Source organism: Rhizobacter sp. Root1221 (genome assembly GCF_001425785.1).
GTDB lineage: Bacteria > Pseudomonadota > Gammaproteobacteria > Burkholderiales > Burkholderiaceae_C > Rhizobacter.
On the sequence record NZ_LMDI01000002.1, the window covers coordinates 1 to 19,466 of the forward strand.

At 68.4% G+C, this 19,466-nt stretch carries 17 protein-coding genes; all 17 read right to left on the minus strand.

Annotation, left to right across the window (positions count from 1 at the left end; all coding sequences use genetic code 11):
• Nucleotides 1-277 precede the first annotated feature (277 nt).
• The 17 genes from ASC87_RS02075 to ASC87_RS02155 all read right to left on the minus strand — a co-directional run bounded on the left by ASC87_RS02075 (nucleotide 278) and on the right by ASC87_RS02155 (nucleotide 19,466).
• The gene (locus ASC87_RS02075; protein WP_056655918.1) at nucleotides 278-1,381 is read right to left on the minus strand and encodes a sugar phosphate nucleotidyltransferase; all 1,104 of its coding nucleotides are present in this window, start codon (nucleotides 1,379-1,381) and stop codon (nucleotides 278-280) included.
• Between the two features lie 79 nt (nucleotides 1,382-1,460).
• A complete protein-coding gene (locus ASC87_RS02080) occupies nucleotides 1,461-2,906 on the minus strand; it encodes a mannose-1-phosphate guanylyltransferase/mannose-6-phosphate isomerase (protein WP_056655920.1) in 1,446 nt (481 codons plus the stop codon).
• 132 nt (nucleotides 2,907-3,038) lie between these two features.
• Nucleotides 3,039-3,869 (minus strand): polysaccharide export protein EpsE, encoded by an 831-nt coding sequence (gene epsE, locus ASC87_RS02085; RefSeq protein ID WP_056655925.1) that lies wholly within the window; start codon nucleotides 3,867-3,869, stop codon nucleotides 3,039-3,041.
• Nucleotides 3,870-3,933: 64 nt separating this feature from the next.
• Nucleotides 3,934-4,140 (minus strand): hypothetical protein, encoded by a 207-nt coding sequence (locus ASC87_RS02090; protein WP_056655928.1) that lies wholly within the window; start codon nucleotides 4,138-4,140, stop codon nucleotides 3,934-3,936.
• A 30-nt stretch (nucleotides 4,141-4,170) separates the two neighbouring features.
• On the minus strand, nucleotides 4,171-4,356 hold the full coding sequence (locus ASC87_RS02095; protein ID WP_056655931.1) for a hypothetical protein: 186 nt from the start codon (nucleotides 4,354-4,356) through the stop codon (nucleotides 4,171-4,173).
• A gap of 12 nt (nucleotides 4,357-4,368) precedes the next feature.
• Nucleotides 4,369-5,304 (minus strand): UDP-3-O-acyl-N-acetylglucosamine deacetylase, encoded by a 936-nt coding sequence (lpxC, locus tag ASC87_RS02100; protein ID WP_056655933.1) that lies wholly within the window; start codon nucleotides 5,302-5,304, stop codon nucleotides 4,369-4,371.
• A 104-nt stretch (nucleotides 5,305-5,408) separates the two neighbouring features.
• Nucleotides 5,409-6,611 carry a cell division protein FtsZ gene (gene ftsZ / locus ASC87_RS02105; protein ID WP_056656382.1) on the minus strand — a complete coding sequence of 401 codons (1,203 nt, stop codon included), beginning with the start codon at nucleotides 6,609-6,611 and terminating at the stop codon, nucleotides 5,409-5,411.
• A gap of 208 nt (nucleotides 6,612-6,819) precedes the next feature.
• A complete protein-coding gene (ftsA, locus tag ASC87_RS02110) occupies nucleotides 6,820-8,049 on the minus strand; it encodes a cell division protein FtsA (RefSeq protein ID WP_056655936.1) in 1,230 nt (409 codons plus the stop codon).
• A gap of 8 nt (nucleotides 8,050-8,057) precedes the next feature.
• Nucleotides 8,058-8,891: a cell division protein FtsQ/DivIB gene (locus ASC87_RS02115; RefSeq protein ID WP_056655939.1), complete on the minus strand. Its 834-nt coding sequence runs from the start codon at nucleotides 8,889-8,891 to the stop codon at nucleotides 8,058-8,060.
• Between the two features lie 4 nt (nucleotides 8,892-8,895).
• Nucleotides 8,896-9,861 (minus strand): D-alanine--D-alanine ligase, encoded by a 966-nt coding sequence (locus ASC87_RS02120; RefSeq protein WP_056655942.1) that lies wholly within the window; start codon nucleotides 9,859-9,861, stop codon nucleotides 8,896-8,898.
• Nucleotides 9,858-11,267 carry a UDP-N-acetylmuramate--L-alanine ligase gene (gene murC, locus ASC87_RS02125; RefSeq protein ID WP_056655947.1) on the minus strand — a complete coding sequence of 470 codons (1,410 nt, stop codon included), beginning with the start codon at nucleotides 11,265-11,267 and terminating at the stop codon, nucleotides 9,858-9,860. Before murC ends, ASC87_RS02120 begins: the two co-directional genes overlap by 4 nt.
• Entirely contained in the window at nucleotides 11,264-12,340 is a 1,077-nt protein-coding gene (gene murG / locus ASC87_RS02130) for an undecaprenyldiphospho-muramoylpentapeptide beta-N-acetylglucosaminyltransferase (protein ID WP_056655950.1), read from the minus strand. The genes murC and murG overlap by 4 nt, the downstream gene beginning before the upstream one ends.
• Entirely contained in the window at nucleotides 12,337-13,542 is a 1,206-nt protein-coding gene (gene ftsW, locus ASC87_RS02135; RefSeq protein WP_235582028.1) for a putative lipid II flippase FtsW, read from the minus strand. The genes murG and ftsW overlap by 4 nt, the downstream gene beginning before the upstream one ends.
• Before the next feature lie 47 nt (nucleotides 13,543-13,589).
• Nucleotides 13,590-15,374, minus strand: a complete 1,785-nt coding sequence (gene murD / locus ASC87_RS02140; protein ID WP_056655957.1) for a UDP-N-acetylmuramoyl-L-alanine--D-glutamate ligase — start codon at nucleotides 15,372-15,374, stop codon at nucleotides 13,590-13,592.
• Between the two features lie 18 nt (nucleotides 15,375-15,392).
• Nucleotides 15,393-16,574 carry a phospho-N-acetylmuramoyl-pentapeptide-transferase gene (gene mraY / locus ASC87_RS02145; protein ID WP_056655960.1) on the minus strand — a complete coding sequence of 394 codons (1,182 nt, stop codon included), beginning with the start codon at nucleotides 16,572-16,574 and terminating at the stop codon, nucleotides 15,393-15,395.
• The gene (gene murF, locus ASC87_RS02150; RefSeq protein WP_082568323.1) at nucleotides 16,564-17,967 is read right to left on the minus strand and encodes a UDP-N-acetylmuramoyl-tripeptide--D-alanyl-D-alanine ligase; all 1,404 of its coding nucleotides are present in this window, start codon (nucleotides 17,965-17,967) and stop codon (nucleotides 16,564-16,566) included. Before murF ends, mraY begins: the two co-directional genes overlap by 11 nt.
• Complete coding sequence (locus tag ASC87_RS02155; protein ID WP_056656388.1) at nucleotides 17,964-19,466, minus strand: UDP-N-acetylmuramoyl-L-alanyl-D-glutamate--2,6-diaminopimelate ligase; 1,503 nt, start codon at nucleotides 19,464-19,466, stop codon at nucleotides 17,964-17,966. Before ASC87_RS02155 ends, murF begins: the two co-directional genes overlap by 4 nt.

The window sequence follows — 19,466 nt, forward strand, 5'->3', positions numbered from 1 at the left end:
TTGAGTTGGCGCTCTGGGATTTATCCCAAACAGCGAGTGCTCGCAACAACTTACGTGACCTCGGTCCAATTTATTCCGGACAGTAGTGGGCTTTCGCCGGAACGACAAGGTGGTGTTGGGCGAGCGAGCGAAGCGAGCAATGCCCCGAAGCGCGAACGCCAGGAAAGCAAGCGCAGCGATGCGCCAGATCCAGCTACCGCCGAGCCCGGGTCCCCCGGGCGACCGCGGGCGCCCCTTGGGGGCAGGAGGCGCTAGCTAGCCGACTGGGGGGCCCAATTCATGCTCGCGCGTCGCCCCAGCGGAGCGTGCTGGTTTCGTCACCGGGGTAGGTGGTGCGGCCCAGGCGGTCCACCACGTACTGCGGCGAGGCGATCAGGTCCTCGAACACCGCACCTTCGGACAGGCGGGTGTAGTCGAACAGGATGCTGCGCACGAGGCGGCTGTTCTTGCGCAGCACACAACCGTGGCCCAGCCACGCCGGGCCTTCGATGGTGGCGCCGTCCTCGACGCTCACGCCCGAACCGATGTACACCGGACCGATCACATTGACCTTCTCCCAGTTCACCTTGGTGTTCAGGCCCACCCACACGCCCGGACGCACCTCGGTGCCCGGCATGTCCATCTGCGCCACTTCGCCGCGAAGCACGCGCTGGCACACGGCCCAGTAGTCGGTCACGCGGCCGATGTCGATCCAGTTGAAATGGCGCTTCTGCGCGTAGAACGGCAGGTTCTGCTGGGCCATCAGCGGGAACAGCTCGCTGCCGATGTCGAACACCTTGCCCTTCGGCACCAGTTCCAGCACCTGGGGCTCGAACAGGTAGATGCCGGTGCTGGCCAGCGTGGACAGCGCGTCTTCCGGCGACGGCTTTTCCTGGAACTGCGTGATGCGGCCATCCTTGTCGGCGACCACGATGCCGTAGTTCTTCACCTGTTCACGCGGCACGTCGAGTGCCACGACGCTGGCCATCGCCTTCTTGGTCTTGTGCTCGAACACCGCGGCCTGGATGTCCAGGTCGATGATGGCGTCGCCGCAGACGACGATGGTGGTGTCGTCGAAGAAGCCGCTGTGGTCCTGGATCTGGCGCATGCCGCCGGCCGAGCCCATCGGCTTGGCGACGATCTCGCCGTGTTCACGGGCGCCTTCGAACGAGTAGCCGATGTTGACGTTCCAGCGGTGGCCGTTGCCGAAGTAGTTCTCGATCTTCCAGTGGTAGTGCGCCACGTTGATCATGATGTCGCGCACGCCGTAGCGCGCGAGGTGCTCGATCAGGTACTCGAGCACCGGCTTGCCGAGGATGGGGATCATCGGCTTGGGCAGTTGCTTGGTCAGGGGCCGGACTCGTGTGCCCTGGCCTGCAGCCAGAATCATCGCCTTGGTCATGGGGGTTCTCCTTCGATTTCTGAAATGCCGCGGCCAGGCCTACCGCACGGGGAGGCCACGGACGCTGGAGGAAACAGGGTCAGCTCGTGCGGCCGTACGTGTCCTCGAAGCGGACGATGTCGTCCTCGCCGAGGTAACTGCCCGACTGGACCTCGATGATCTCGAGGTCCACCTTGCCAGGGTTGGCCAGCCGGTGGGTCTGGCCGAGCGGGATGTACGTGCTCTGGTTTTCGGTCAGCAGCAGCTTCTTGTCGCCGCAGGTGACTTCGGCGGTGCCGGTCACCACGATCCAGTGTTCAGCGCGGTGGTGGTGCATCTGCAGGCTCAGCGTGGCGCCGGGCTTGACCATGATGCGCTTGACCTGGAAGCGCGGGCCGGCGTCGATGCTGTCGTACCAGCCCCACGGGCGGTGCACCTTGCGATGCAGCGTGTGTTCGGTGCGGGCGCCGGCGGTCAACTGGCCCACGATCTTCTTGACGTCCTGGCTGCGCGCACGGTCGGCGACCAACACGGCGTCGGCCGTCTCGACGACCACCACGTCTTTCAGGCCCACGACACTGACGAGGCGGCTGCTGGCATGCACCAGCGTGTTCTGCGAGTCCGCGAGCATCACGTCGCCCACCTGGGCGTTGCCTTGGGCGTCCTTGCCGGCCACTTGCCACACGGCATCCCACGCGCCGAGGTCGTTCCAGCCTGCGGCAAGAGTGACCATGCGGATGTCAAATTTACTGCCAGGGCACCGTTCCATGACCGCGTAGTCGACCGAATCGGACGGCACGGCGGCAAATTCGACCTTGCCCGGGCGAACGAACTGCGCATCGACACTGCGCGCCTTCCAGGCGGCTTCGGTGGCCTCGACGATGTCGGGGCGGAAGTTGCGGAGCGCGGCGATCCAGACGGACGCCTTCAGCACGAACATGCCGCTGTTCCAGCTGTAGTCGCCTTCGGCGATGTAGCGCTGCGCCGTGGCTTCGTCGGGCTTCTCGACGAACTGCGCCACGAGGTCGGCCCCCTCGCCCGGGGTGCTGCGGATGTAGCCGTAGCCCGTCTCGGGGCGGTCGGGGGTGATGCCGAGGATGGCGATGGCGCCAGTGCCGGCCAGGCGGATGGCCCGCTGCAGCGACTGCGTGAAGGCTTCGGCGTCGGTCACCGTCTGGTCGGCCGGGGTGACCACCAGGATCGGGTCCTGGCCGCCCTCGAGGGCCTGCAGGGCCGCGAGCGTCAGCGCGGGGGCCGTGTTGCGGCCCACGGGCTCGAGCACCAGCGCCTGGGGGGCGATGCGGGCTTCGCGCAGCTGGTCGAGCACGAGGAACCGGTGTTCCTCGTTGCCCACGATCAACGGGGCACCCACCTGGATGTCCTTGTCGCCGAGTGCGGCCAGGCGCGTCACGGCGTCCTGGAACAGGCTCTGGTTGCCGGACAACACGAGGAATTGCTTCGGGTACCCGGCGCGCGACAGCGGCCAGAGCCGCGTGCCGCTCCCGCCGGCCATCACCACGGGCAACACGGAAAGACTTGGGGACATCAACGACCTCACCTTACGTTGGGGTTTGGGGCGCGCCGTGCGGCTGCGTTGGCCAGCACGGCGCCCCAGGGTTTGTACTGAGATGACCTTGGCAAGATCCGGGCCATGCCGCGAGGCCATCGGGGTGCCTCGTCAGAACAGGCTTTCCTTGACATAGATCACGTCGTTGGGGAGCACCGGCATCTCGAGCGTGGCGTCGAGGATCTTCACGTCACCGGCAGCATCCTTCCGATGCAGTTTCATGCCCTTCTGCGTGCCGCGCTGGGTGACACCGCCGCCAGCGGCCAGCGCCTGGCGCACCGTCATGCCCCGTTCGAGGCGCAACTGCCCGCCACGCAGCACCTCGCCGTAGATGTAGAACGTGGGCACGCGGTCGACATAAATGACGTCTCCGTTCAACACCACGGGGTCATCCGACTTGGCTTGCCCGCTGAACAGCGAGGGCAGATCGACCTCCTGCCGGAAAGCTTTGCCGTCGCGCGTGCCGACCAGCGTGACGATCTCGCTGCCGCCGGTGGCCACGCCGCCGGCCATGGCCACCAGGTCGCTCAACTTGAGGCCGGCGACCTCGATGGGGTAGCGTCCCGGCTTGTTGACGAGGCCGAGCACCGAGGCCTGGTGGCCGCGCACCTGGACCACGGCCACGTTCACCTGGGGCGACTTGAGGAAATTGCCGTTGCGCAGACCATCGGCGATGAGTTTTTCGGCGGCCGTGACACTGAGGCCACCCACCTTGACGGAATTGAGAAGCGGGTAGCTGATGGTGCCGGCCTCGGAGACGCGGGTCTCGAGCGTCAGGTCGGCGTTCTGGTAGACGGTGACCTTGAGCACGTCGCCCGGCCCGAGCACGTATTCGCGCAGGGTGTCGATCTGGGCCTGGGCGTTCAGGCTCAGCAGGCAGAAGGCGAGGAACGCCCAGAGCATGCGGGCGAACGAAGATGAACGGGGAGCAAACTGTTTCATGGGCGTTCGGGGCAGAGTCGTGACACGGAAGTGCCACCGTTCAAGCAAACCCCGGGCCCGGAGGTCAGGTACCGCCGAGTCCGGAGACGATGTGGGCGTAGATCATCACGTTCACGAACAGCAGCACCAGCACCATCGAGAACCGGAACACCTTGACGGCCAGGCGCCGCCAGTCCGAGTCCTCGTTGGCAATGAAGATGCCCCAGCTGAGGCCGCTGAACAGCAGCAGCAGCCCTGCCAGACCGAGAACGACCCAACTGAAGATGACCATGCGTGAAGATGCTTGTTGTCGTTGTGTTGTTCAGACGAACATGGCCAGGCGCTCGAGCACCAGCACCGCAAAAAAGGCCAGCCCGGCGAACACCGCCCACTTGACGATCACGATGCCGTAATGCCGGAACCGGGGTTGCCCGGTGCCAATGTACATGGCAAAACTGACGATGGCGGCTGCGCCCAGCAGCAGGAAGATCCAGCGGGCGATCAGCATCGCGCGCCCGCCCTACCAGGCAGGGGCCAGCGCGGCCAGGCCGGCCGGCGCATCGCGTTCGTCGTCGAACGTGACAATCTCGTAGGCGCTGCGGTCGGCCAGCACCGCGCGCATCAGCTTGTTGTTCAGCGCGTGGCCCGACTTGAACGCCGTGTAGGCGCCCAGCAGCGGATGGCCCGTGACGTGCAGGTCGCCGATGGCGTCGAGGATCTTGTGCTTGACGAACTCGTCGTCGTACCGCAACCCGCCGGCATTGAGCACCCGGTAGTCATCGACGACGATCGCGTTGTCCATGCTGCCGCCCAGGCCCAGGCCACGCGAACGCATCAGTTCCACGTCCTTCGTGAAGCCGAAGGTGCGGGCACGGGCGATGTCGCGCTTGTAGAAGCCCGAGCCCATGTCGAACGTGACCTGCTGGCCCGTCTGGTTGACGGCCGGGTGGTCGAAGTCGATCTCGAACGTGAGCGTGTAGCCGTTGTGCGGGGACAGCCGCGCCCACTTGAGCGAACGCCCCTCCCCTTCGCGGATCTCGACCGGCTTGATGATGCGAAGGAACCGCTTGGGTGCCGCCTGCAGCGCGATGCCCGCGCTTTGGAGCAGGAACACGAACGACGCCGCGGACCCGTCGAGGATGGGCACTTCCTCCGCGGTGATGTCGATGACCAGGTTGTCGAGCCCGAGGCCGGCACACGCCGACAGCAGGTGTTCGATGGTGTTGACCTTCGGCGCGCCGGGGTCGCCCCCGGGCGAGATGGTGGTGGCCATGCGCGTGTCGCACACCGTTTCCGCGCGCACCGGGATATCGACCGGCACGGGCAGGTCGATGCGGCGGAACATGATGCCGGTGTCGGGCGCGGCGGGGCGCAGCGTCAGTTCGACGCGTTGGCCACCGTGCACCCCGACGCCGACCGCGCGGGTGATGGATTTGAGCGTGCGTTGGGCGATCATGGGCATCATTTTAAGGCGAGCGCGCGCTCACCACCGGAAGGCCGTGCCTACCGTGGTGATAGCGTGGGCCACCCCTGCCGGAGCCGGGGTGGCCGCGGCGGAGATCAGTCCGCCTGCTTGCGCAGGAACGCCGGGATCTCGATCTCGTCCATGCCGTGGCTGGCCAGCGCGTCCACCTTCGCGGCCGCGGTGCGGCCGTTGCGCCACACGCTCGGCACCGACAGGCCGCTGTAGTCGTGCGACTGGCCACCGCTGCCGGCATGCACCGGCTGGTTCAGCACCGGCAGGTTGTCGGTACCGGTGCGCTGCACGACCTGGCTGTGCACCACGCTGATGGGCGCCTGCTGGCGCTTCGCCGGGCTCAGGCCGGTGGCGATCACCGTGACGCGCAGCTGGTCGCCCAGCGATTCGTCGTAGGCGGTGCCGTAGATCACGTGCGCGTCGTCGGCGGCGTAGCGGCGGATGCAGTTCATCGCGTTGCGGGACTCGCTCAGCTTGAACGTGCTGCGGCCGGCCGCGATCAGCACCAGCACGCCACGCGCGCCGGAGAGGTCGATGCCTTCGAGCAGCGGGCAGGCCACGGCGCCTTCGGCCGCCTTGGCCGCGCGGTCGGGGCCGCCGGCCACGGCCGTGCCCATCATCGCCTTGCCCGGCTCGCTCATCACCGTCTTGACGTCTTCGAAGTCGACGTTGACGAGGCCCGGGATGTGGATGATGTCGCTGATGCCACCCACGGCGTTGCGCAGCACGTCGTTCGCGTGGGCGAACGCCTGGTCCTGCGTCACGTCGTCGCCCAGCACGTCGAGCAGCTTGTCGTTCAGGATCACGATCAGCGAGTCGACGTTGGCTTCCAGTTCGGCGAGGCCGGCGTCGGCCGCCTTCATGCGGCGGTTGCCTTCGAAGTCGAAGGGCTTCGTGACCACGCCCACGGTCAGGATGCCCATTTCCTTCGCGACACGCGCGATCACCGGCGCGGCGCCGGTGCCCGTGCCGCCGCCCATGCCGGCGGTGATGAACAGCATGTTGGAGCCGGAGATAGCCTCGCGGATGCGGTCGACCGCCTCTTCACCGGCCGCGCGGCCGGCTTCGGGCTTGGCGCCGGCGCCGAGGCCCGTGTTGCCGAGCTGGATCAGGTGGTGTGCGGTGGAGCGGTTCAGCGCCTGCGCGTCGGTGTTCGCGCAGATGAATTCCACGCCTTGAACGCCTTGCGCAATCATGTGGTCGACGGCGTTGCCGCCGCCACCGCCCACGCCGATGACCTTGATCTTGGTGCCCAGGTCGAATTCTTCGATCATTTCGATTGCCATGTTGTTCACTCCATTCGGGGTTGCAGTTGCCGTTGACTTGTTCAGTCGATGTTTCAAACTTCTTCTAGCCGCTGAAATGGGCCGGCGCTAGCCGGACCCCGCGGTCTTCTCGGGACGGTTCGCTGGCGGCCCCCGGCTCTCCAGCAGGTGACAACCCAGGCATTCACAAACGTGCTTCGTGCTCATGTTGTTGACGTCCGGGTTGATTTCAGAAGTTGCCCAGGAACCAGTCCTTGAGGCGACCAAAAAGTGTCTTGACGGAGCCCGCCTGCTGCGCGGCCTTCATGCCCCGCGTGCGGCCGAGCCGCGCTTCGTCGAGCAGGCCCATCACGGTGGCCGACCGCGGGCTCGCCACCATGTCGTGCAGCGCGCCGTGGTACGTGGGAATGCCCTTGCGCACCGGTTTCAGGAAGATGTCCTCGGCGAGTTCGACCATGCCCGGCATCACCGCCGCGCCGCCGGTCAGCACGATGCCGCTCGACAGCAGCTCCTCGTAGCCGCTCTCGCGGATCACCTGGTGCACCAGCGAGAAGATCTCCTCGACGCGCGGTTCGATGACCCCGGCCAGTGCCTGGCGGCTCAGCATGCGCGGCGCGCGGTCGCCCAGGCCCGGCACCTCGAGCTGCTCGGACGGGTCGGCCAGCAGCTGCTTGGCCACGCCGTACTCGACCTTGATCTCTTCCGCGTCCTTCGTGGGCGTGCGCAGCGCCATCGCGATGTCGCTCGTGATCAGGTCGCCGGCGATGGGGATCACCGCGGTGTGGCGGATGGCGCCGTCGGTGAAGATGGCCACGTCGGTGGTGCCGGCGCCCACGTCCACGAGCGCCACGCCCAGGTCCTTTTCGTCGTCGGTCAGCACCGCGTGGCTCGAGGCGCTGGGGTTCAGCACGAGCTGGTCCACCTCGAGGCCGCAGCGGCGCACGCACTTGATGATGTTCTCGGCCGCGCTCTGCGCCCCGGTCACGATGTGCACCTTCACCTCCAGGCGCCCGCCGCTCATGCCGATGGGTTCCTTGACCTCGTGGCCGTCGATCACGAATTCCTGCGGCTCCACCAGCAGCAGCCGCTGGTCGTTCGGGATGTTGATGGCCTTGGCCGTCTCGACCACCCGCGACACGTCCACCGGCGTGACCTCCTTGTCGCGCACGATCACCATGCCGGTGCTGTTCTGGCCGCGGATGTGGCTGCCGGTGATGCCGGTATAGACACGCGTGATCTTGCAGTCGGCCATCATCTCGGCCTCTTTCAGCGCCTGCTGGATGGACTGCACCGTCGCGTCGATGTTCACGACCACACCGCGCTTCAGGCCATGGGACGCCGCGATGCCGAGCCCGGCCACGCGCAGCTCACCGCCCGGCAGCACCTCGGCCACGACGGCCATGACCTTGGCCGTGCCGATGTCCAGTCCCACCACGATGTCTTTGTATTCTTTGGCCATGTTCTCTCTCAGTTCCTTGCTGCTGCCGCGCCCGCTGCGGCGGCCTGCGACGTCGTCGTGATGCCCTTGAGGCGCAACGCGTAGCCTTCGTTGTGGCGCAGGTCCGCCGACACCAGCGGGCGCTGGTACCGCGCGATCACCTGCGACACCGTGCCGATGAAGCGTTCGGCCCGCGCCACCAGTTCCACCTCGGAACCTCGGCCCAGCTCGATCTCCGCGCCGCTGTCGAACCCGGCGTGCCAGGAGCCGCGCCCGCTCAGCGACAACGTGTCCATGTTCAGTTCGAGCCGCTTGAACACCGGGCTCAAGCGGTGGTACGTGGCGAGCACGACCGCAGCCGATCCTTCGGGCCCTTGCAGCGTGGGCAACGCGTCTTCCTCGACGTCACCCACGTTCGCCTGGAACACCTCGCCGAAGGTGTTGACCAGCTGGTCGCTGCCCTCGTCCATCGACCACAACGCCGCGGCACGGTGCTCTTCGAGCGCCACGTCCAGCCGGTTGGGCCAGACGCGCCGCACCACCGCCTGGCGCACCCACGGCACCCCCTGGAACGCACGCTGGGCCTGGCGCAGGTCCAGCGTGAAGTAGTTGCCGGTGATCTGCGGCAGTGCGTTGGCGCGGATCGTGGAGACGCTGTTGCGGGTCACGTCCCCTTCCACGCGGATGCTGTGCACGCTGAACACCGGCTGCCGCACGAGCCACGTCACCAAGCCCACCACCACGATCAGGCCCGCCACCACGAACAGCACCGACGCGGTGATGTTCAGCAGCCGCACGTCGAGCGGCCGCTCGCGCGCATCGTCCTGCGCGGCGGAGTTGACGAGGTTGGCGCGGCGGACCATGCGTTCAGGCCTGGCTGTCCAGTGACGCGGACGCGATCAGTTGCACACACAGCTGCTCGTAGCTGATGCCCGAGGCCTTGGCCGACATCGGCACCAGCGAGTGCGATGTCATGCCCGGCGACGTGTTGATCTCGAGCAGGAACGGCTTGCGGTCGCTCTTCCTGATCATCAGGTCGGCGCGGCCCCAGCCGCGGCAGCCGAGCGTGCGGTAGGCCGCCACGACGATGCGCTGGATCTCGGCCTCCTCGTCCGCCGGCAGCCCGCTCGGGCAGTGGTACTTCACCACGTCGGTGAAGTACTTGTTCTGGTAGTCGTACGCCCCTTCCGGCGCGGCGATGCGGATCACCGGCAGCGCGCGGGCGGACGGGCCGTTGCCGAACACCGGGCACGTGACCTCCTCGCCGTCGATGAACTCTTCGCACAGCACGTCGGGGTCGTACTTCGCGGACAGCGTGACGGCAGCGGCCATCTCCGCACCGGTGCTGACCTTCGTGACGCCGATGGACGAGCCTTCACGCGGCGGCTTGACGATGAGCGGCAGCCCGAGCGTGCCGGGCACGGCCGCCACGCGGGGCGCGTCCTGCTCCTCCGGCGCGAGCCGCACGTACTTCGGTGTGGGCAGCCCTTCGGCGATCCACACCCGCTTGGTCATCACCTTGTCCATCGCGATGCTGGACGCCATCACGCCGGAACCGGTGTACGGGATGCCGAGCAGCTCCAGCGCGCCCTGCACGGTGCCATCCTCGCCGTGGCGGCCGTGCAGCGCGATGAAGCAGCGGGCAAAGCCCTGCTTCTTCAGCTCGCCGAGTTCCTGTTCGGACGGGTCGAACGCGTGGGCGTCCACCCCTTGCGACTGCAACGCGGCGAGCACGCCGTTGCCGGACATCAGCGAGATGTCCCGTTCGGCCGAGCTGCCGCCCAGCAGGACGGCCACCTTGCCGAGGGTCTTGACGTCGATGGTGTTGGTCATGCGCCCTCCTTGAGCATTTCGAGGACCTGGGCGGGCACGGCACCGATGGTGCCCGCGCCCATGGAAATCACGACGTCGCCGTCGCGTGCGTGTTCGACGATCGTGGCCGGCATCTGTGCGATGTCGTCCACGAAGATGGGGTCCACCTTGCCCGCCACCCGCAGTGCACGGGCCAGCGAACGGCCGTCGGCGGCCACCACCGGCGCCTCGCCGGCGGCATACACCTCACCCAGCAGCACCGCGTCGGCCGACCCCATCACCTTGACGAAGTCCTCGAAGCAGTCGCGGGTGCGCGTGTAGCGGTGGGGCTGGAACGCGATCACGAGCCGGCGGCCCGGGAAGGCGCCGCGCGCGGCGGCGATCACCGCGGCCATCTCCACGGGGTGGTGGCCGTAGTCGTCGATCAGCGTGAAGTGGCCGCCGGTGCGCGCCGGCTGTTCGCCATAACGCTGGAAGCGGCGGCCCACGCCATGGAATTCACGGAGCGCCTTCACGATGGGCGCATCGGGCAATTCGAGTTCGGTGGCCACCGCGACCACGGCCAGCGCGTTGAGCACGTTGTGTTCACCGGGCAAGTTCAGCGTGATATCGAGGTCGGGCATCACCACGCCGTTGCGGCGCTGCACCGTGAAGCGCATCTGGCCACCGGGCAACGCCAGCACGTTCACCGCGCGCACCTGCGCGTCCTCGCCGAAGCCGTAGGTGATGACCGGGCGCGACACCATCGGGATGATGGAGCGCACGCCAGGGTCGTCGCCACACAGCACCGCGGCGCCATAGAACGGCATGCGGTGCAGGAACTCGACGAACGCGCCCTTCAGCCGCGTGAGGTCGTGCCCGTAGGTGTCCATGTGGTCGGCATCGATGTTCGTGATGACCGACAGCACCGGCAGCAGGTTCAGGAACGACGCATCGGATTCATCCGCCTCCACGACGATGTAGTCACCCGAGCCGAGCCGCGAGTTGGCACCGGCCGCGTTCAACCGCCCGCCGATCACGAACGTGGGGTCGAGCCCCGCCTCGGCCAGCACGCTGGTCACGAGCGACGTGGTGGTGGTCTTGCCGTGGGTGCCCGCGATGGCGATGCCCTGTTTCAGGCGCATCAGTTCGGCGAGCATCACCGCGCGCGGCACCACCGGCACGCGTTTGGCCCGGGCCGCGATCACCTCGGGGTTGTCGCCCTTCACCGCGGTGGACGTGACCACCGCTTCGGCACCGTCGATGTGGGCCGCATCGTGCCCCACGTGCACGCGGATGCCCAGCGACGCGAGGCGGCGCGTGACCGCGTTGTCACCCTGGTCGGAGCCAGAGACCGTGTAGCCGAGGTTGTGGAGGATCTCGGCGATGCCGCTCATGCCGGCGCCCCCGATGCCCACGAAGTGGATGTGTTTGACAGCGTGTTTCATGCAGCCAGCTTTTCAAGTTCGTCGGCCACGCGCGCAGCGGCGTGGGGCCGCGCCAGCCCGCGGGCCTTCGTGGCCATCGCGAGGAGCGCTTCGCGGTCCAGGCCGGCCAGCAGGTCGGCGAGGGCGCGCGGGTTGAAGTCGGCCTGCGGCAGGTGGATGCCGGCGCCGTGCGATGCGAGCCACTGCGCGTTGTCGCGCTGGTGGCTGGTGGTGCTGACGATCAGCGGCACCAGGACGCCCGGCACTCCGGCCGCGCACAGCTCGCTCACCGTCACCGCGCCAGCGCGGCACAGGATCAGGTCGCATCCGGCGAGCCGCTCGGCCATGTTGTCGATGAACGGCAGCACCTCGGCCTCGAGCCCCATGGAGTCGTACGCCGCCTTGGCGGCTTCCAGGTTGGCCTGGCCCGTCTGGTGCACGATGCGCGGGCGCTGGTCGAGGGCCAGCAAGGCGAGGGCCTGCGGCACGGTGTCGTTCAGCACCCGTGCGCCCAGGCTGCCGCCCACCACCAGCAGCCGCAGCGGGCCGGTGCGCGAGGCATACCGCTGCGCCGGTTCGGGCAACGCCTCGATTTCGGCGCGCACCGGGTTGCCGGTGACCAGCCCGCCCTTGGTGCCATGGGCCGCCTTGCCATCGAACCCGAAGCCCACGCGATCGGCCACCGGCAGCAGCGCTTTGTTGCTCATCAACAGTGCCGCGTCAGCGTTGACGAGCATCAGCGGCTTGCCCAGCAGCGAAGCCATCAGGCCGCCCGGGAAACACACGTAGCCGCCCATGCCCAGCACGACGGTGGCGCCGCGGCGGCGCAGGATGCGCAGGCAACTCCAGAACGCCGCCAGCAGGCGCAGGCCGCCCGTCATCGTGTGCACGAGGCCCTTGCCGCGCAGGCCGCTGAACGTGATGGTGTCCATCGCGATGCCCGACGGTGGCACGAGCTTGTTCTCCATGCCGTGCGTGGTGCCGAGCCAGCTCACGGTCCAGCCGCGCTGCTGCATCTCGCGCGCCACGGCCAGGCCGGGAATGACGTGGCCGCCGGTGCCGGCGGCCATGACGACGAGGTGGCGCGAGGTCATGCCCTGCCCCCCCGCATCAACTGCCGGTTCTCGATGTCCACCCGCACGACGATCGCGAGCGACACCAGGTTGAGCAGGATGGCCGATCCGCCGAAACTCATCAGCGGCAGCGTGAGCCCCTTGGTGGGCAACAGCCCGAGGTTCACGCCCATGTTGATGAAGGCCTGCCCGCCCATCCAGATGCCGATGCCCTGCGCGAACAGGCCGGCAAAGACGCGGTCGAGCGCGATGGCCTGGCGGCCGATGTGAAAGAGCCGGCGCGACAACCAGAAGAACGCGACGATCACGCACGCCACGCCGAGGAAGCCGAGTTCCTCGCCGATCACCGCGAGCAGGAAGTCGGTGTGGGCCTCGGGCAGGTAGTGCAGCTTCTCGACACTCGACCCGAGCCCCTGGCCGAAGATCTCGCCGCGGCCGAACGCGATCAGCGAGTGCGACAGCTGGTAGGCCTTGCCGAGGGTGTACTTCACGTCCCACGGGTCCAGGTACGCGAAGATGCGCTCGCGCCGCCACGGGCTGGCCGAGATCATGATGACGAACGCAGCCACCAGCACCAGCGTGATCAGCAGGAACATGCGGCCGTTGACACCGCCGAGGAACAGGATGCCCATCGCGATGGCCGCGATCACGAGGAAGGCACCCATGTCGGGTTCCGCCAGCAGCAGCAGGCCCACCACCCCCACGGCGATGGCCATCGGGAACACGGCGCGGACGAAGTTCTCCTTCACGTCCATCTTGCGCACCATGTAGTCGGCCGCGTAGAGCGCCATGGCCAGCTTCGCCAGCTCGGATGGCTGGAAGTTGATGATGCCGAGCGGGATCCAGCGCCGCGCACCGTTGACCGCCCGGCCCACGTGCGGGATCAGCACGGCCACCAGCGCCAGCAGCGTGGCCACGAAGATCCACGGGGCGTACTTCTCCCACAGGCTCAGCGGCAGCTGCACCACGATCAGCGCGGCCACGAACCCCACCACGATGGACAGGATGTGGCGGGTCAGGAAGTGGGTGCTCTTGTAGAGCAGGAACTTCGGGTTGTCGGGCATCGCCACCGACGCCGAGTACACCATCACCGTGCCCAGCGCGAGCAAGGCCACCACCATCCACACGAGCGGCTGGTCGAACCCCTGCAGCCGCACCGGCGTGCCCGACGGGCCGCTCCAGTCGCGGATGGGCACGCTGGTGTCACGCTGGAACAGCGCCATCACGCGTTCCTTGACGCGGTCGAAACCGACACGTTCGGCAAGGCTCGTCATGCGGACATCCCTCCGCGGTCGGCCGCGATCGCCTGCACCTCGGCCACGAAGACCTCGGCGCGGTGCGCGTAGTTGCGGAACATGTCGAGGCTGGCGCAGGCCGGGCTGAGCAACACGGAATCGCCCTGGTGCGCCCGCTCGAAGGCCCAGCGGGTGGCCGCCTGCAGCGTGTCATGGCGTTGCACGGTCACACCGCTTTCGGCGATGGCGGCCTCGATGGCCTCGGCATCACGGCCGATCGTGGCCACGGCGCGGGCAAACCGCTGCACGGGTGCCATCAGCGGCGAGAAATCCTGGCCCTTGCCGTCGCCGCCCAGGATCACCACCAGGCGCGACGGCGCCTTGTCGGCGCCCAGGCCGGTCAAGGCGGCCACCGTGGCGCCCACGTTCGTGCCCTTGCTGTCGTCGTAGGCCTCGATGCCGTCGATGCTCAGGATGTACTCGACGCGGTGCGGTTCACCGCCATATTCGCGCAGGCCGTGCAGCATGGGCGCGATGGGGCAGCCCACCGACGTGGCGAGTGCCAGCGCTGCCAGCGCGTTGGCCGCGTTGTGGCGGCCACGCACGCGCAGCGCGTCGGCCGGCATCAGGCGCTGGATGACCAGTTCCTCTTCCTCGACGGCCGCACCACGCTTGCGGCGCATGGCCGGCTCGTCGCTGACCAACGCCCGAACGAGCCACGTGATGCCGTTCTGCGTGAGGAGGCCATAGTCGCCGGGGCGCTGGGGGGCGTCGAGCCCGAAACGCACCACGTCGCGTTCGATGGGTTTGGCAAACCGGCCCTTGCCCGGCACGGGCTTGGGCACCATGGCCAGCACCAGCGGGTCGTCGCGGTTGATGACCATCACCGCGGTGGACCCGAACGCGCGGGCCTTCGCCGCGGCATAGGCGTCCATGGACCCGTGCCAGTCGAGGTGGTCCTGCGTGACGTTGAGCACCGTGGCGGCGGACGGTTCGAAGCCCTTCACGCCGTCCAGCTGGAAGCTCGACAGCTCGAGCACCCACACCTCCGGCAGGTGCGCGAACACCGGCCCGGGCGGCGGCGGCGGGATCAGGTGCGACGGCGGGCCGCCACCGGAAACCTCGGCCTCGGCCTCTTCGGCCACCACGGCGGGCGCGGGCTCTGCCGCATCCTCGACGTCGGGCGATTCGCCATCCAGCGCGGCAAGGTCGGCCAGCACCTCGGGGTCGTCCAGCGTTTCCACGGGTTCGGCCACCTCGGCTTCGGCCGGCGCTTCCGGTGCCACGGCCGCCTCCTCGGGCGCCGGCTCCAGGTCGAGCGCGGCGGCCAGCGTGTCGAGCATCGTGGGGCCGATGTTGCCCGCCACGGCCACGCGCAGGCCGGTGCGCTCGATGAGCTGCGCCGTCATCGACGTGGTGGTGGTCTTGCCGTTGGTGCCGGTGATGGCGATGACCTTGGGCGCGTACTGGCGCGTGGCCTTCAGGTCGGCGAGCGCCGCGGCGAAGAGGTCGAGCTCTCCCTGCACCGGCACGCCGGTGGCCCGCGCCTGCGCCAGCAGCGGCGCGATGCGCGGGTCGATGGGGGCCAGGCCCGGGCTCTTGAACACCATCTGCACGCCGATCAGCGACTGGTCGTCGAACGCGCCACCGAGGCGGCGGGCCCCCGGCACCTGTTCGGCCAGCGCGGCGGCGTGCGGCGGGTTGTCGCGGGAATCCCAGACGGTGACCGACGCACCGAAGCGCGCGCACCAGCGCGCCATCGCGAGCCCGGAGTCTCCGAGCCCGAGCACCAGCACTGAGATGTCCTTGAGGTACTTCATCGGTTCAACGCAGTCGGTTCAACGCAATTTCAGGCTCGCCAACCCCACCAGGCACAACAGCATGGTGATGATCCAGAAGCGCACGACCACCTGGGTCTCGCGCCAGCCCGATTTCTCGAAATGGTGGTGAAGCGGGGCCATCTTGAAGATGCGGCGCCCGGTGCCGTAACGCTTCTTGGTGAACTTGAACCAGCTCACCTGCAGCATCACCGACAAGGCCTCGACCACGAAGATGCCGCCCATGATGGACAGCACGACTTCCTGGCGGGTGATCACGGCAATGGTGCCCAGCGCGCCGCCGAGCGACAACGCGCCCACGTCGCCCATGAACACCTGCGCCGGGTGGGTGTTGAACCACAGGAACGCGAGGCCCGCACCGGCCATGGCCGCGCAGAAGATCAGCAGTTCACCGGCGCCCGGGATGTACGGGAACAGCAGGTACTTCGAGTACACCGAGCTGCCCACCACGTACGCGAACACGCCGAGCGCCGAGCCCACCATCACCACGGGCATGATGGCCAGGCCGTCGAGGCCGTCGGTCAGGTTCACCGCGTTGCTGCTGCCCACGATGACGATGTAGGTCAGGATGATGAAACCGAACACCCCGAGCGGGTAGCTGATGCTCTTGACGAACGGGATCATCAGGTCGGCCTTCGGCGGCAGGTCGTTCGAGAAGCCGCTCTGCACCCAGCGCAGGAACAGCTCCAGCACCCGCAGGTTCGACGTCTCGGACACGCTGAACGCCAGGTACAACGCCGCGACCAAGCCGATCAACGATTGCCAGAAGTACTTCTCGCGCGAGCGCATGCCCTCGGGGTTCTTGTGGACCACCTTGCGCCAGTCGTCCACCCACCCGATGGCGCCGAAACCCAGCGTCACGAGCATCACGATCCACACGAAGCGGTTGCTCCAGTCGAACCACAGCAACGTGCTCACCGCGATGCCGAGCAGGATCAGCACCCCGCCCATCGTGGGCGTGCCACTCTTGACCAGGTGTTCGGCCACGCCGTACTCGCGGATCGGCTGCCCGATCTTGAGCGACGTGAGGCGCCGGATCACCCATGGGCCCATGGCCAGGCCGATCAGCAGCGACGTCATGGCTGCCAGCACCGCACGGAACGTGAGGTACTGGAACACGCGCAGGAACCCGAGCTGGTCGGGGTAGGTGTTCTGCAGCCATTGAGCCAGGCTAAGCAGCATGTGGGTTTCCTTGGTTCTGTGCAGGTGCGGGCGACACGAGCGCCCCGACGACCTGTTCCATCTTCATGAAGCGCGAGCCCTTGACGAGCACGGCGCACGCCTGCGGCGCCTGTGGCAGCGCGGCGACCAGGTCGGCCACGCTGTCGAAATGCCGGGATCCGGCAAACGCGGCGGCGGCATGCCGGCACAGCTCGCCCACCGTCCAGAAGTGATCGACCCCTTGGGCCTTCGCGTACGCGCCCACCTCCTCGTGGAAGGCGGGGCCCTGGTCGCCCACTTCGCCCATGTCGCCGAGCACGAGCCAGCGCGGGCCGGTCATCTGCGACAGCACCTCGACGGCCGCGCGGGCCGAATCGGGGTTCGCGTTGTACGTGTCGTCCACCAGCGTCACGGGTTGGCCGTGCAACGTGGCGGTCTTCAGTTGCGAGCGGCCCTTGACGGGCTCGAACGCCTCGAGGCCGCGCACCACCGCGTCGAGCGGCGCACCCGCGGCCAGCGCACAGGCCGTGACGGCGAGCGCGTTCTTGACGTTGTGCAGGCCCGCGATGCGCAACTGCACCGCCTGGAAGCCGGCGGGGGTGTGCAACATCAGCGACCAGTGGTCGTCCACCCACTCGGCGTCGGCCGTGATGTCGGCTGCGCCTTGCAACGCGAACGTGACGCTCGGGCGGCTGCCGGCAAGGCCGTGCCACAGCGGCGCGAACTCGTCGTCGGCCGGGTACACCGCCACGCCGGCCGGACCCAAGGCTTCGATCACAGTGCCGTTTTCACGGGCCACGGCCTCGACACTCGCCATGAACTCCTGGTGCTCGCGCTGGGCGTTGTTGACCAGCGCCACCGTGGGCGCGGCCATCTCGGCCAGCCACGCGATCTCGCCCGGGTGGTTCATGCCCAGCTCGACCACGCCGGCGCGGTGCCACTGCAATGTGTCTTGCCGCAGGCGCAGCAGCGTGAGCGGCACGCCGATGTCGTTGTTGAAATTGCCCACGGTAGAGAAGGCGCCGTCGCCCACCCAGGCCGACAGCACGCTCGCGAGCATCTGCGTGACGGTGGTCTTGCCGTTGCTGCCGGTCACGGCCACCAGCGGCAGCGCCATCTTCGCGCGCCACGCCCTGGCCAGCTCGCCGAGGGCGCGTTTGCTGTCAGGCACCAGCAGGCCTGGCAACCCGGCCTCGGCCAAGCCACGTTCGGCCAGCGCTGCCACCGCACCGGCGGCCTTGGCATTGGCGAGGAAGTCGTTCGCGTCGAACCGCTCGCCGCGCAACGCGACGAACAGGTCGCCCGACTGCAACGTGCGGGTGTCCGAATGCACACGACCGAGCGCCACCGCGCCGTCACCCACGAGGGTGGAGCCTGGCAGCAGCGCGTGGGCCTGGGAGAGGGTCATCATCATTGGGGTCTCCGCGCGAGCGCGGCCTCCGCTTCGGCCACGTCGGAGAACGGGTGTTTCACCCCCGCGATCTCCTGCTCGGCCTCGTGTCCCTTGCCGGCCACCATCACCACGTCGTGGTGGTGCGCACCCGAGATGGCGTGACCGATGGCGGCGCGCCGGTCCTCGATCAGCGACACCGGCGCGTTGGCGCCCATGCCCGCGGCAATCTGGCGCAGGATCTCGGCGGGATCTTCATGGCGCGGGTTGTCGCTGGTGACCACCACGTGGTCGGCCAGGCGTTCGGCGATGGCGCCCATCATGGGGCGCTTGGTGGCATCGCGGTTGCCGCCACACCCGAACACGGCCCACAACCGGCCACCGCGCGCGTGCGCGAGCGGGCGCAATGCTTCGAGCGCCTTTTCCAGCGCGTCGGGCGTGTGGGCGTAGTCGACCACCACCTGGGGGCCATCGTCGCCGCCCACCCGCTGCATGCGGCCGGGCACCGGCGTCAGCGACGCGCACACCGCTGCCGCGTCCACGAGCGACACCCCGGCAGCGCGCAACGCCCCGATCACGGCCAGCACGTTGGACGCGTTGTAGTCGCCGATCAGGCGGGTCTGCACGGACACCGTGTGGGGGCCTTCGTTCACCGTGAACGCCAGGCCTCCGGCGTGGTAGTGGATGTGGCGGGCCTGCAGGCGCGCCGCATGGTGCGCCTGGGCGCTGAAGGTCCACAGGTCGAGCTGGCCTTCGTCGAGCTGGCGCGCGAGCGATGCACCCTGCTCGTCGTCGACGTTGAGCACCGCCGCCCGCAGGCCCGGCCACGCGAACAGCCGCGCCTTGGCTTCCCAGTAGGCGGCCATGCCACCATGGAAGTCGAGGTGGTCGCGCGTGAAATTGGTGAACATCGCCACGGAGATGCGGGCCCCCGCGAGGCGCTGCTCGACGATGCCGATCGACGAGGCCTCGATGGCGCAGGCCGAGAAGCCGCTGTCGGCGAACCGGCGGAACGCGGCCTGCAGCGTCACGGGGTCCGGCGTCGTCAGGCCGGTCGAGACCACCTGGGCATTCGGGGACGCTGCCGACGGCGGTTCACCCACCCCCAGTGTGCCGATCACGCCGCTGCGGCGGCCCAGAAGGCTCAGCGCCTGGGCGATCCACCACGCGCATGACGTCTTGCCATTGGTGCCGGTGACGGCAAACACCTCGAGTGCGTCGCTCGGGCGGCCGTAGAAGCGGTGCGCCAGTTCACCCGTGACGGACTTCAGGTCGGGCACGGCCGCGCACACGGCCCCGTCGAGCGGGAACGCGTTGGCCCCGTCGGCCTCCACAAGGCAGGCCACCGCACCGGCGGCGAGCGCGCCCGGCACGAACTGGCGGGCGTCGTGGCCGTAGCCGGGCCAGGCGATGAAGGCGTCGCCGGGCCGCACGCGGCGGCTGTCGGTGGCCAGGCCGGTGGCGCCGCGCGCCTTCAGCCACGCCACGGTGGCGTCGAGGTCACGGAGCAGGGTCATGGGCAT

What these genes read in the sequence shown, in the direction of transcription:
- ASC87_RS02090 (WP_056655928.1), bottom strand. Translation starts at nt 4,140, where the DNA reads ATGGTCATCTTCAGTTGGGTCGTTCTCGGTCTGGCAGGGCTGCTGCTG.
- ASC87_RS02095 (WP_056655931.1), bottom strand. Translation starts at nt 4,356, where the DNA reads ATGCTGATCGCCCGCTGGATCTTCCTGCTGCTGGGCGCAGCCGCCATC.
- ASC87_RS02115 (WP_056655939.1), bottom strand. Translation starts at nt 8,891, where the DNA reads ATGGTCCGCCGCGCCAACCTCGTCAACTCCGCCGCGCAGGACGATGCG.
- ASC87_RS02075 (WP_056655918.1), bottom strand. Translation starts at nt 1,381, where the DNA reads ATGACCAAGGCGATGATTCTGGCTGCAGGCCAGGGCACACGAGTCCGG.
- lpxC (WP_056655933.1), bottom strand. Translation starts at nt 5,304, where the DNA reads ATGATCGCCCAACGCACGCTCAAATCCATCACCCGCGCGGTCGGCGTC.
- murG (WP_056655950.1), bottom strand. Translation starts at nt 12,340, where the DNA reads ATGACCTCGCGCCACCTCGTCGTCATGGCCGCCGGCACCGGCGGCCAC.
- mraY (WP_056655960.1), bottom strand. Translation starts at nt 16,574, where the DNA reads ATGCTGCTTAGCCTGGCTCAATGGCTGCAGAACACCTACCCCGACCAG.
- ftsW (WP_235582028.1), bottom strand. Translation starts at nt 13,542, where the DNA reads ATGGCGCTGTTCCAGCGTGACACCAGCGTGCCCATCCGCGACTGGAGC.
- ASC87_RS02080 (WP_056655920.1), bottom strand. Translation starts at nt 2,906, where the DNA reads ATGTCCCCAAGTCTTTCCGTGTTGCCCGTGGTGATGGCCGGCGGGAGC.
- ftsA (WP_056655936.1), bottom strand. Translation starts at nt 8,049, where the DNA reads ATGGCCAAAGAATACAAAGACATCGTGGTGGGACTGGACATCGGCACG.
- ASC87_RS02155 (WP_056656388.1), bottom strand. Translation starts at nt 19,466, where the DNA reads ATGCCCATGACCCTGCTCCGTGACCTCGACGCCACCGTGGCGTGGCTG.
- ASC87_RS02120 (WP_056655942.1), bottom strand. Translation starts at nt 9,861, where the DNA reads ATGACCAACACCATCGACGTCAAGACCCTCGGCAAGGTGGCCGTCCTG.
- ftsZ (WP_056656382.1), bottom strand. Translation starts at nt 6,611, where the DNA reads ATGGCAATCGAAATGATCGAAGAATTCGACCTGGGCACCAAGATCAAG.
- murF (WP_082568323.1), bottom strand. Translation starts at nt 17,967, where the DNA reads ATGATGATGACCCTCTCCCAGGCCCACGCGCTGCTGCCAGGCTCCACC.
- epsE (WP_056655925.1), bottom strand. Translation starts at nt 3,869, where the DNA reads ATGAAACAGTTTGCTCCCCGTTCATCTTCGTTCGCCCGCATGCTCTGG.
- murC (WP_056655947.1), bottom strand. Translation starts at nt 11,267, where the DNA reads ATGAAACACGCTGTCAAACACATCCACTTCGTGGGCATCGGGGGCGCC.
- murD (WP_056655957.1), bottom strand. Translation starts at nt 15,374, where the DNA reads ATGAAGTACCTCAAGGACATCTCAGTGCTGGTGCTCGGGCTCGGAGAC.